This is a genomic window from Trabulsiella odontotermitis (assembly GCF_001297775.1).
GTDB lineage: Bacteria > Pseudomonadota > Gammaproteobacteria > Enterobacterales > Enterobacteriaceae > Trabulsiella > Trabulsiella odontotermitis.
Window position 1 is genome coordinate 127,458 of sequence record NZ_LIFX01000008.1, and the last position, 11,778, is coordinate 139,235.

Annotated in this window: 10 protein-coding genes and 1 pseudogene; 4 read left to right on the forward strand and 7 right to left on the reverse strand. The window is 57.4% G+C overall.

Features of this window, described 5'->3' with window-relative positions:
• Window positions 1-246: 246 nt before the first annotated feature.
• From speFL to kdpF, 7 genes are all read right to left on the reverse strand, one after another.
• Window positions 247-351 (reverse strand): leader peptide SpeFL, encoded by a 105-nt coding sequence (gene speFL / locus AOY23_RS22585; protein WP_006819052.1) that lies wholly within the window; start codon window positions 349-351, stop codon window positions 247-249.
• 281 nt (window positions 352-632) lie between these two features.
• Window positions 633-1,310 carry a two-component system response regulator KdpE gene (kdpE, locus tag AOY23_RS12355; RefSeq protein WP_054179913.1) on the reverse strand — a complete coding sequence of 226 codons (678 nt, stop codon included), beginning with the start codon at window positions 1,308-1,310 and terminating at the stop codon, window positions 633-635.
• Window positions 1,307-3,994, reverse strand: coding sequence for a two-component system sensor histidine kinase KdpD (gene kdpD, locus AOY23_RS12360; RefSeq protein WP_054179914.1), 2,688 nt, complete (start codon window positions 3,992-3,994; stop codon window positions 1,307-1,309). Before kdpD ends, kdpE begins: the two co-directional genes overlap by 4 nt.
• Window position 3,995: 1 nt before the next feature.
• Window positions 3,996-4,571 (reverse strand): potassium-transporting ATPase subunit KdpC, encoded by a 576-nt coding sequence (gene kdpC, locus AOY23_RS12365; RefSeq protein WP_054179915.1) that lies wholly within the window; start codon window positions 4,569-4,571, stop codon window positions 3,996-3,998.
• Between the two features lie 10 nt (window positions 4,572-4,581).
• Entirely contained in the window at window positions 4,582-6,630 is a 2,049-nt protein-coding gene (gene kdpB / locus AOY23_RS12370; RefSeq protein WP_054179916.1) for a potassium-transporting ATPase subunit KdpB, read from the reverse strand.
• A 20-nt stretch (window positions 6,631-6,650) separates the two neighbouring features.
• Window positions 6,651-8,330, reverse strand: a complete 1,680-nt coding sequence (gene kdpA, locus AOY23_RS12375) for a potassium-transporting ATPase subunit KdpA (RefSeq protein ID WP_054179917.1) — start codon at window positions 8,328-8,330, stop codon at window positions 6,651-6,653.
• Window positions 8,330-8,419 (reverse strand): K(+)-transporting ATPase subunit F, encoded by a 90-nt coding sequence (gene kdpF / locus AOY23_RS22335; RefSeq protein ID WP_081005628.1) that lies wholly within the window; start codon window positions 8,417-8,419, stop codon window positions 8,330-8,332. Before kdpF ends, kdpA begins: the two co-directional genes overlap by 1 nt.
• Before the next feature lie 310 nt (window positions 8,420-8,729).
• Between kdpF and AOY23_RS12380 the strand changes: the two genes are divergently transcribed.
• From AOY23_RS12380 to AOY23_RS12395, 4 genes and pseudogenes are all read left to right on the forward strand, one after another.
• Window positions 8,730-8,936 carry a YbfA family protein gene (locus AOY23_RS12380; RefSeq protein WP_054179918.1) on the forward strand — a complete coding sequence of 69 codons (207 nt, stop codon included), beginning with the start codon at window positions 8,730-8,732 and terminating at the stop codon, window positions 8,934-8,936.
• 95 nt (window positions 8,937-9,031) lie between these two features.
• Window positions 9,032-9,508, forward strand: a pseudogene (locus tag AOY23_RS12385) (DUF1722 domain-containing protein); the annotation flags it as partial.
• Window positions 9,509-9,520: 12 nt separating this feature from the next.
• The gene (phrB, locus tag AOY23_RS12390; protein WP_054179920.1) at window positions 9,521-10,963 is read left to right on the forward strand and encodes a deoxyribodipyrimidine photo-lyase; all 1,443 of its coding nucleotides are present in this window, start codon (window positions 9,521-9,523) and stop codon (window positions 10,961-10,963) included.
• A gap of 64 nt (window positions 10,964-11,027) precedes the next feature.
• Entirely contained in the window at window positions 11,028-11,771 is a 744-nt protein-coding gene (locus AOY23_RS12395; protein ID WP_054179921.1) for a type 2 GTP cyclohydrolase I, read from the forward strand.
• Window positions 11,772-11,778: the final 7 nt, after the last annotated feature.

Sequence of the window (11,778 nt, forward strand, 5' to 3'; positions counted from 1 at the left end):
AATTTCAGGTAATAACAGGTCCTCAATTTCCCTAATGAGAAACTGATTATTCCGGAAAAAAGCAATACCACTCCGCTGATGAATAAATCAGTAGGTTGCTTTTTTTTAGATGCAATAAATCCCGCCAGCCCGGTTGCTGGAAATAAAGGATCTATTCGGATGAGCGCAGTGAGCTACAGGCGTGTGCCTGCATTAACGAGGATTCAGGATGACCTGTATGCTGAAGCGCCCGTCGTAGTCGGATGACTACCGGGCATTAAAGAAGTGAAAATCAAAGCTGTTACGGTGGGCAAACATCATAATATGTGTTGTCCGCCTTATGTGGGGCATCATTCGGTTATTGTTTTCCATGATATGTACCTTTCACTGATTAACTGAAGGTATAGCCATTTTATCCAGGAACGCGGCTTAATCTGTGAACGAGATCAATAAATATCGATCATTGCAGAAATAATTAGTCACTACTTATGCATATCGCAGGTCAATCTGCTGTATTGTGACTTTTTTGTAAATAGATTGTTCTTTTATCTATTTAATATGATAACTCACTGCGACAAAAATTAATTTGAGCGGTGAGTGAATTTAGAATGAAATAAAAAAGAAGGTGATCGATGATTAAAATGAATAGTTATTCAAAATATAAAACGATAGCCGATGCCGGTTTCTGTCAATAAATGCTGTGGCCGTGCGGGATCAGCTTCCAGTTTCTGTCTCAGGTGACCCATATAAATACGCAAATAATGGCTATGTTCAATCGCATTGGGTCCCCAGACCTGATTTAACAGTTGGCGTTGGGTCAACACTTTTCCCGGATTATTGAGTAAAACCGCAAGCAAACGAAACTCAATGGGGGTGAGGTGAATTTCTTCGCCGCCACGGACAATATGCCGCGAGACGAGATCGACCTCGACATCAGCGAAATGAATCAACGGCTCGCTCTGTTGCCCTCCGGCATGACGACGCAGCGCCACGCGCAGACGCGCCTGCAATTCTCCGACGCCAAACGGTTTGCTGAGATAATCATCCGCTCCGGCATCCAGCGCGGCGATTTTGTCCGTCTCTTCCACCCTGGCCGACAGGACAATCACCGGGATCTGACTCCACTGGCGCAGGTCGCGGATAAAGTCGATGCCGTCGCCATCCGGCAGGCCAAGATCAAGGATCACCAGATCGGGCTTGCGGGTTGCCGCTTCAATCAGACCCCGTTGTAAAGTGTCGGCCTCAAACACGCGCATCTCTTCGGCTTCCAGCGCGGTGCGCAGAAAGCGTCGGATAGCCTGTTCATCTTCAACAATGAGTACGTTAATCACAGTTCTTCCTGAAAATCGTCCAGTTCGGGAGGAGACTCCAGCGGCAGTGTAACACGGAAACAGGCGCCGCCTTCAGGACGGTTCCATGCCGAAATGGTGCCGCCATGCACATCGACAATCGCCTGGCAGATAGCCAGCCCAAGCCCGACGCCGGGGATCGCCGACTCCTTCGTGCCGCGGGCAAACTTGTCAAAAATCGCCTGTTCCTGCCCCTCGGGAATGCCGGGACCGTCGTCCCACACATCAAGCAGCAGCTTATTGCCTTCGGTTTTTGCCGTAATCCCCATCTGCGCATGGTGCCCGGCATATTTCACCGCGTTTTCCAGTAAGTTTATCAGCACGCGTTCAAACAGCGGCCCGTCGACGTGAACCAGCATCAGCGGATCAGGCAGGGAAAGGTTGATATGACGCCCACCAAGACCCGGCTCCAGCGTTTTTAATGCGCTGCCTACAACTTCTTCCAGCGTCAGCCACTCTTTGCGCAGATTAAACCCGCCGGACTGGATGCGCGCCATGTCGAGCAGATTGTTCACCAGTCGGGTGGTATTCAGCACATGCTGGCGAATTTCATTGGCCTGCGGCGCATGTTTTGAGCCTTCGCTGGCGAGATCCAGCGTCAGGATCTCCGCCTGACCAAACAGCACCGTCAGCGGGGTGCGTAAATCGTGCGACAGCGCCGCCAGCAACGAGTTACGAATGCTTTCACGCTCGCTGGCAAGGCGGGCCTGCTCTTCGCTGGCAGTCAGCGACAGCCGCTCCAGCGCGTTCGCCACCAGCAGGGTAAAGGTTTCCAGCAGACGTTGCTGTTCCGGGATCATCAACTGGCGCAGATTGCTCGGCTCGACCACCACCAGCCCGTGGGTTTTGTTGGCGCTGATGAGCGGTAAAATCTGATACGGCACGCCGGGCAGCGTATCCGTCCCGGCTCCGGCGGGCAGCCCTTTGTCAAAGCTCCAGCGTGCGATGGCGCTGTCCCACGGCGTCATGCCCTGTTGCTGTGTCAGCGGCACAATTTTCCCGTTCGCATCCGGCAACAGTACCTGGCTGCGGGCATCAAAGGTGGACTGAATAAACTGCTCGCTGGTGATGGCGATGTCCGTCACGCTCCGACCGACGGCAAGCGCCTTTGACATCTCATACAGATGACGGGTGCGCTGTTCACGATAGCGGGCAACACGCGCCTGATAGCGAACGCCTGCCGTCAGGTTACCGATCACCAGCCCGACGGTCAGCATCACGCCGAAAGTCAGCAGGTACTGTACATCCGAGACCGCCAGCGTGCCGCGGGGCGCCACAAAGAAGAGGTCAAAACTCATGACGTTGATGACGGTCGCCAGCACCGACGGCCAGCGGCCGAAAAACAGGGCGACCAGCACCACGCCCATCAGGTAGATCATCACCAGGTTTGTGGCGTCAAATGTCGTCAGCCACTGCGACGCCACCAGTGTGATGATGGCGCAGAGGGCCACCGCTACCGCGCAACCGCGCAGTTGTACCCGCCATTTCTCCCGCCAGGGGCGGGTATCGCTGGCGCGCGACGGCACATTCGCGGGCTTCTCGTCCAGCGCCACTACCATCAGATCCAGATCCGGCGCATGCGCGGCAAGCCGGTCGGCAAAGCCGCTGCGGTTAAACCAGCGGCGTTTGCTGTAGCGGCCAATAACGATTTTGCCAAGATTATGTTCGCGGGCGTAGCGCAGTACAGCGCGATCTTCAGAAGGATCAGAAAGCGTGGCGGTTTCCGCCCCCAGTTCTTGCGCCAGCGTCAGCGCGCTGAGGATCGCCCGCCGCTGCTCTTCCGGCAGGCGGTGCAGGGCAGGGGTTTCCACATACACCGCATGCCAGACGCTGCCGAGTTTCGCCGCCAGCCGCGCCGCAGTACGCACCAGTTTTTCGCTGCCGGTGTTATGACCGATGCACAGCAGGATGGCGTCGCGGGTATGCCAGACTTTTTCCTGCCCCTGCCTGTCTCGCCAGGCGCGCATTTGATCATCGACGCGATCGGCGGTACGACGCAGCGCCAGCTCGCGCAGGGCAATCAGGTTGCCTTTGCGAAAGAAATTTTCAATCGCCCGTTCAGCCTGACCGCCGATATACACTTTGCCCTCATTCAGGCGCTGACGCAGATCGTCCGGCGGTAAGTCGACCAGCACCACCTCGTCGGCGGCATCAAAGAACGGGTCGGGCACGGTCTCGCGCACCTGAATACCGGTCACGCCGCTGACCACGTCGTTGAGGCTTTCCAGATGCTGAACATTAACGGTGGTGAAGACGTCGATACCGGCTTCCAGCAGTTCTTCCACATCCTGCCAGCGTTTCGGATGACGGGAACCCGGCGCATTACTGTGGGCCAGTTCGTCCATCAGAATTAACGCCGGACGCCGCGCAAGGGCGGCGTCGAGATCGAATTCAAGGACATAGCGCCCGCGGTAAGCGATGCGCTTTAACGGCTGCGTCGCCAGCCCCGTCAGCATGGCCGCGGTTTCCTTGCGACCATGGGTTTCGACGACACCAGTTAAAATGTCCAGCCCCTGCGCCCGTAACCGTTGTGCCTCCGCCAGCATGGCGTAGGTTTTCCCCACCCCGGCGCAGGCGCCAAAGAAGATCTTCAGCTTACCGCGATGGGGGGAGGCGGTCTGCTCCAGTAAACGGTCGGGATCCGGGCGCAGTGGCTCTTCGGTCATTTCACTCTTCCTTCAGGGCATCCAGTGCCATATTCAGCTCATTAATATTTACCACAGATTGCCCGAGAACGCCGACCAGCGGTTCTTCGGTCATGCTCTTCACCAGTTTCGTGAGTTGCTCTGCGGAAAGGTGGCGCGCGTGAGCAACACGCGGTACCTGCCACAGCACCGCGTCAGGTGTGAGCTGGCTGTCCAGCCCGCTGGCGGAGGCGGTGACCAGTTCTACCGGGACCTGATCCGCAGCGTCCGGGTTGGCGAGACGCAGCGCTTTCACGCGATCGGCGATGGCGCTGTCCTGCGCCGGATTGCTGACCGCCAGATTGCTGCCGCCGGAAGCCATCGGGTTATCGGGAGCCTCCGCCGTGGCAGACGGACGCCCGTGGAAATAGCCCGGTGAGGTGAAGTTCTGACCAATCAGCCGCGAGCCGCGAAGAACATCCCCCTGACGGATCAGTGAACCAGTGGCCTGATCCTGAAACCACCACTGACCCAGCGCGGTGGTCAGCAGCGGGTAGAGCCCGCCGGTGATAAGCGTCAGGAAAATCAGTAAAACAAAAGCCGGTCGTATTAATGACATGGTAATTTCCTCACACCAGACCCAGCAGGGTTAACAGAAGATCGATAATTTTGATGCCGATAAACGGCACCAGCAGACCGCCGAGACCGTAAATCCACAGGTTACGGCGCAGCATTGCCGACGCGGTCAGCGGTTTGTAACTCACCCCTTTCAGCGCCAGCGGGATCAGGAACACGATGATCAACGCGTTAAAGATCACAGCGCTTAAAATCGCTGACGCCGGGGAGTGCAGATGCATCACGTTCAGTACGCCCAGTTGCGGGTAAGTCACCGCGAACGCTGCCGGAATAATGGCGAAGTATTTCGCCACGTCGTTGGCAATACTGAAGGTGGTTAACGAGCCGCGCGTCATCAGCATCTGTTTGCCGATGTGCACCACTTCAATCAGCTTGGTCGGGTTGGAATCGAGATCCACCATGTTGCCCGCTTCTTTGGCCGCCTGGGTCCCGGAGTTCATCGCCACCGCCACATCGGCCTGCGCCAGCGCGGGCGCATCGTTGGTGCCGTCACCGGTCATCGCTACCAGTCGTCCTTCCGCCTGATACTGGCGAATCAGCGCCAGTTTGGCTTCCGGTGTGGCTTCGGCCAGAAAATCATCGACCCCGGCTTCAGCGGCGATAGCCGCAGCGGTCAGCCGGTTGTCGCCGGTGATCATCACCGTTTTGATACCCATTTTGCGCAACTGGGCAAAACGCTCCTTAATGCCGCCTTTGACGATGTCTTTCAGCGCGATCACGCCAAGCACATTCGCCCCTTCCACGACCACCAGCGGCGTCGCCCCCTGACGCGCCACGCTTTCCACCAGTTGATCAACATCTGCCGGGAAGTGGCCGTTATTGGCTTCAACGTGGCGGCGAATCGCATCGACAGAGCCTTTACGGATCATGCGGTTGTCGATGTTAATGCCGCTCATCCGCGTCTGGGCGGTGAAGGGTACGAACGTAGCGTGCAGTTGTTGCACGTCGCGCTCACGCAGGTTAAAGCGCTGTTTGGCGAGCACCACGATGCTACGGCCTTCCGGCGTTTCGTCCGCCAGCGACGCCAGTTGCGCGGCATCGGCCAGCGTGCGTTCATCGGTGCCTCTGGCGGGCAGAAAATCAGAGGCCTGACGGTTGCCGAGGGTGATGGTGCCGGTTTTATCCAGCAGCAGAACGTCGACGTCACCTGCGGCTTCTACGGCGCGACCGCTGGTGGCGATCACGTTTGCGCCAAGCATCCGGCTCATCCCGGCGACGCCAATCGCCGACAGCAGACCGCCGATAGTGGTCGGGATCAGACACACCAGCAGTGCCACCAGCACGGTGACACTGACCGCCGCGCCGCCCCAGGTGGAGAACGGCCAGATGGTGGCGGTCGCCAGCAGGAAGACGATGGTCAGCGCCACCAGTAAAATGGTCAGCGCGATCTCGTTCGGCGTTTTGCGTCGCTGTGAGCCTTCGACCATGGCGATCATTCTGTCGAGGAAGGTTTCGCCAGGGTTAACGCTGCACTGCACCACCAGCCAGTCGGAGAGAATGCGCGTGCCGCCGGTCACCGAGGCGAAATCACCCCCGGATTCGCGGATCACCGGTGCTGATTCCCCGGTGATGGCGCTCTCGTCAACGGAGGCGCCGCCTTCAATGACTTCACCATCGCAGGGGATAATATCCCCGGCTTCGACCAGCACCACGTCGCCTTTACGCAACTCGCCCGCCGGAACATGATCGACCTGAGCGCCATGATGTGGCGCGCGCAGTTTACGGGCGAACGCGGTTTTCTTCACGCCGCGCAGGCTGTTGGCCTGCGCCTTGCTGCGACCTTCAGCCATCGCTTCCGCAAAGTTGGCGAACAGCACGGTAAACCACAGCCACAGGCTGACGGCGCCGGTAAAGAAGGCGTCGCCGGTGAGATGGCCGGTGGCCATGGCGATCGCCAGTACGGTCGTCAGTACGCTGCCGATCCAGACGATAAACATCACCGGATTGCGCCACTGGACAGCAGGGCTCAGTTTTTTAACAGAATCGATCAGCGCCTGGCGAACCAGTGAGGGTTCAAACAGGGCCATGGGTTTGCGACTCATAAAATAAGGCTCCGTACGACTTAAAATAACGAGAGATGTTCAGCGACCGGCCCCAGCGCCAGCGCAGGAATGAAGGTCAGCGCGCCCACGAGCAGGATGGTGCCGATCAACAACCCCACAAAAAGCGCGCCGTGCGTCGGGAGCGTCCCGGTGCTGGTCGGCTGTATTTTTTTCGTCACCAGCGAACCGGCAATCGCCATCACCGGCACAATGACGGCGAAACGACCGAAGAACATGCAGAAGGCCAGCAGACAGTTCCAGAACGGGGTGTTGGCGCTCAGACCGGCAAAGGCGCTGCCGTTGTTGTTGGCGGCAGAAGAGACGGCGTACAGCACTTCGCTGAAACCGTGCGTGCCGGGGTTGAGCATGCCGCTGCGTCCTGCATCGGTCATCATTGCCAGCGCCGTACCGATCAGCACCAGTGCAGGCGTCACCAGAATCGCCAGCGCGGTCATTTTCATTTCGCGCACGTCGATTTTTTTACCGAGATATTCCGGCGTACGGCCGATCATCAGCCCGGCGATAAACACCGCCAGCAGCACAAACAGCAGCATGCCGTACAACCCGGAGCCAACGCCGCCGAAGACCACTTCGCCAATCTGTATCAGCCACATCGGCACCATGCCGCCCAGCGCGGTAAAGGAATCGTGCATGGCGTTCACCGCACCGCAGGACGCGGCGGTGGTGATTACCGCAAACAGGCTGCTGGCGAGGATGCCAAAGCGGCTCTCTTTACCTTCCATATTGATGTTGCTGTCCGCACCCAGCGCCATCAGGTGCGGGTTACCCTGCGTTTCCGCCCACATCACCACGGCCACGGCAGCGACGAAAATGATCGACATTGCCCACAGCAGGGTGCGCCCCTGACGGCGATCACCCACGGCATCGCCAAAGGCGAAGCACAGCGCGGCGGGGATCAGGAAAATCGCCAGCATCTGCACAAAGTTGGTCAGCGCCGTCGGGTTTTCGAACGGGTGCGCTGAGTTCGCGTTAAAGAAGCCGCCACCGTTGGTCCCCAGCATTTTTATCGCTTCCTGCGAAGCGACCGGGCCCATCGGCAGCAGCTGTTTTGCCCCTTCGAGCGACGTGAATGGCTGGTACGGCAGGAGGTTTTGCAGCGCGCCTTGCTGGATAAAAAACAGCGCGATGACAAGCGACAACGGCAATAGCACCCACAGCGTGATGCGGGTTAAATCCACCCAGGCATTTCCGAGTGTGGTTGCGCTGTGGCGGGCAAACGCACGCGTCAGGGCGAAGATCACGGATATCCCGGTGGCCGCAGAGAGAAAGTTTTGTACCGTCAGTCCCGCCATCTGGCTCAGGTAACTCATGGTGGTTTCACCAGAGTAGGACTGCCAGTTGGTATTCGAGACAAAGCTAACGGCGGTGTTGAGCGCCAGATGCCAGGAAAGGCCCGGCAGGTTTTGCGGGTTCAGCGGCAGCACGCCCTGAAACATCAGCAGCAAGAACAGAATGGTCATGCCAAAGATATTGAGCAGCAACAGGGCGGTCAGATACTGGCGCCAGCCCATCTCCTGTGAACGAATGCCAAGCAGGCGCCAGAGCCCGCGTTCCACACCGGCAACCCCTGGCAGCGGGGTATCGTTGATCATGCGCGCCAGCAGCGTACCGAGCGGGCGCGACAGTATAAACAGCACCAGTAAAAAACCGGCAATCAGTAAAAATCCCTGAGCGGCCATCAGAATGCCTCCGCATTAATTAAGGCATACACCAGATACGCCAGTAACAGGAAAACCAGCACAACGCCGGCTATTACACCTGTAGTCACAATCCACCTCCGGGGGCTTTGAGTTATTACCCGAATGGTAGAAATCACGGCGCAAAGATGTCGCAAAAATCGCGGGGGCGGGTGTAAAAAAAGTATAAAAATGACAAAAACCACAATTTAACTAATGGTTAGTATTAATTTAACTTTTATGTAACTTATTTACGGGAATAATGTAAATAAAGGCTAAACGCGCAAAAAAAAAGTGGTCGGATGAGTAGTAAAATTACAGGCAAAGCGATACTATTTTAGCCAGATACCATTTAGCCCATTTACCGGTGAACATTACCGGACAGCCAAAGGGGAGAGAATCATGGAACTGTATAAAGACTATCCTGCACATATTGTTTTTCTGCGTCGCACTTTCGCCGTGGTGGCGGGGATTGTTGCGCTGCCGGTCATGCTGTTCTGGAAAGACCGTGCCCGTTTTTACAGCTATCTGCATCGCGTCTGGTCAAAAACCAGTGATAAACCGGTGTGGATGGATCAGGCCGAAAAAGCGACCTGCGATTTTTACTAAGCGAAGATACACACAGCAATGCAAAAGCCGTCACCTCAGGTGGCGGCTTTTTTTATTTCCCGGTTTACACTTAGGGTAACCACCGAAAGGGAGCCGCTATGTGTGAGAATTTTTACGCGCGTACTTATGCGCTTCAGGAGCTTAACGAGCTCAGGGAACAGGGATTAACGCGCGGCGCGCTGGTGGCTTTTCACAGCCGCTACAAGCTGGTGCTGCTGGCGCATTCACAGCCAGCGTACCGACAGCTCGGGCGTTTTATTGCGGATATCGCGCAGTGGTCCTCGCTGGACGATTTTTATCACCAGTACCGCCAGCGCCTGAGTGATCTCCTGTCCCTTCCCGCCACCCGCAATAATCACACCAACGTACTGATGCATGTGCAGGGTTATTTTCGTCCGCACCTCAGTTCGCCGCAGCGTCAGACGCTGGCCGCCGTGATTGACGACTACCGGCAGGGAACGCAACCGCTGCTTGCACCCGTCACCCTCATTCAACACTATATGTCTGAATTTCCTGACGCTTACCTGAGCAGCCAGCGCTATTTTGAGTTCTGGTTACACGATGAACACTAATTCAGGAGTTGTATGACCACTCATCTGGTCTGGTTTCGCGCGGATTTGCGCGTGCATGACAATCTGGCGCTCACCGCCGCCTGCCGCCAACAGGATGCCAGGGTGCTGGCACTGTATATCGCCACCCCGGCGCAGTGGCGGCAACATCAGATGGCACCACGCCAGGCCGCCTTTCTGGTCAGCCATCTGAACGCACTACAGCAGGCGCTGGCGGAAAGAGGCATTCCGCTGATGGTGAAAACGGCTGACACCTTTGCAGACAGCGTCACGGTGATTGAGGACCTGTGCGCTACGCACGACGTCAGCGCGCTTTTCTATAATTATCAGTATGAATTCAACGAACGGCAGCGGGATGCCGCCGTGGAGCGCGCGCTGGAAAAGGTGACCTGTCAGGGTTTTGACGACAGCGTCCTGCTTGCGCCCGGCAGCGTCACCACCGGCAATCACGAGATGTACAAAGTGTTTACGCCGTTCAAAAACGCCTTTTTGCGCCGCCTGCACGATGATCTCCCGCTTTGCCATCACGCCCCGGGAGTCCGGGCGGGTGGGGCACTTAACGGGACGCTTGCGCCGGTGACGGTGGATTACCCGCAGCAGCCGTTTGATGCCGATTCGTTCCCGGTTAACGAACAACACGCGCTGGCCCGGTTGCGTTATTTTTGCCAGCACGCACTGGCGCGTTATGAGGCCGATCGCGATTTCCCGGCTATCGACGGCACCAGTCGGCTTTCCGCCTGCCTGACGCTGGGGGTGTTATCGCCGCGCCAGTGTCTGCATCGCCTGCTGAAAACACACCCGGACGCGCTGGACGGGGGAACAGGATCGGTCTGGCTCAATGAGCTGATCTGGCGGGAGTTCTACCGCCATCTGATCACCCGTTATCCTCAGTTATGTAAACACCAGCCGTTTATCGACTGGACGGACAGCGTACAGTGGAAAACGCCCGATGCGGCGTTCACCGCGTGGCAGAACGGCGAGACCGGGTTTCCGATCGTTGATGCGGCTATGCGCCAACTAAATGCGACGGGCTGGATGCATAACCGCCTGCGGATGATCGTCGCCAGTTTTCTGGTGAAAGACCTGCTGATCGACTGGCGGGAAGGGGAACGCTATTTTATGTCGCAACTGATCGACGGCGATCTGGCGGCAAACAATGGCGGCTGGCAGTGGGCGGCCTCCACAGGCACTGACGCCGCACCCTATTTCCGCATTTTTAACCCCACCACTCAGGGGGAGAAATTTGATAAAGCGGGTGAATTTATTCGCCGCTGGATCCCGGAACTGGCGGCGGTGCCGACGGTGTCAATTCATACGCCGTGGCAGTGGGCGGATAACGCGCAGGTGGCGCTTGACTATCCTCGCCCAATCGTCGATCACAAACGGGCGCGCGAGGCGACGCTTGCGGCGTACGATGCCGCCAGAAAGGGGACGCGAACCGTTGTCGCGGACGACTGAGATCGCTATGGTGTGCCTGTGAAACTTTTTTATTTTGGATCGTTTTGTGGATAGAGGAGTAACGATGAAAAACACCGAGCTTGAGCAACTGATTAACGAAAAGCTTAACAGCGGGGCGTTCAGCGATTACGCACCTAACGGTCTGCAAGTGGAAGGACGCGAGACAGTCAGTAAGATTGTCACTGGCGTCACGGCAAGCCAGGCGCTGCTGGATGAAGCCGTTCGTCTGCGGGCGGATGCGGTCATCGTGCATCACGGGTATTTCTGGAAAGGGGAATCACCGGTGATCAGCGGCATGAAGCGCCGTCGCCTGAAAACGCTGCTGGAAAACGACATCAACCTGTATGGCTGGCATCTGCCGCTGGATGCGCACCCGGAGCTGGGTAACAACGCCCAGCTCGCGGGGTTGCTGGGCATTAACATTATGGGCGAAATCGAGCCGCTGGTGCCGTGGGGGGAACTCTCTATGGCCGTGCCTGGTCTCGAACTGGCCTCGTGGATCGAAGCCCGCCTTGGCCGTAAACCGCTGTGGAGTGGCGACACCGGGCCGGAAAAAGTCATCCGCATCGCCTGGTGTACCGGTGGCGGTCAGGGGTTCATCGACAGCGCCGCCCGTTTTGGCGTGGATGCGTTTATTACCGGTGAAGTGTCCGAACAAACTATTCACTCCGCGCGGGAGCAGGGGCTGCATTTCTATGCCGCCGGGCATCACGCGACCGAACGTGGCGGGATCCGTGCGCTCAGCGAATGGCTGAACGAGACTACTGATCTGGACGTGACGTTTATCGATATCCCGAATCCTGCCTGAGTGGAGA

What these genes read in the sequence shown, in the direction of transcription:
- speFL (WP_006819052.1), bottom strand. Translation starts at nt 351, where the DNA reads ATGGAAAACAATAACCGAATGATGCCCCACATAAGGCGGACAACACAT.
- kdpD (WP_054179914.1), bottom strand. Translation starts at nt 3,994, where the DNA reads ATGACCGAAGAGCCACTGCGCCCGGATCCCGACCGTTTACTGGAGCAG.
- kdpC (WP_054179915.1), bottom strand. Translation starts at nt 4,571, where the DNA reads ATGTCATTAATACGACCGGCTTTTGTTTTACTGATTTTCCTGACGCTT.
- kdpB (WP_054179916.1), bottom strand. Translation starts at nt 6,630, where the DNA reads ATGAGTCGCAAACCCATGGCCCTGTTTGAACCCTCACTGGTTCGCCAG.
- kdpA (WP_054179917.1), bottom strand. Translation starts at nt 8,330, where the DNA reads ATGGCCGCTCAGGGATTTTTACTGATTGCCGGTTTTTTACTGGTGCTG.
- AOY23_RS12380 (WP_054179918.1), top strand. Translation starts at nt 8,730, where the DNA reads ATGGAACTGTATAAAGACTATCCTGCACATATTGTTTTTCTGCGTCGC.
- phrB (WP_054179920.1), top strand. Translation starts at nt 9,521, where the DNA reads ATGACCACTCATCTGGTCTGGTTTCGCGCGGATTTGCGCGTGCATGAC.
- AOY23_RS12395 (WP_054179921.1), top strand. Translation starts at nt 11,028, where the DNA reads ATGAAAAACACCGAGCTTGAGCAACTGATTAACGAAAAGCTTAACAGC.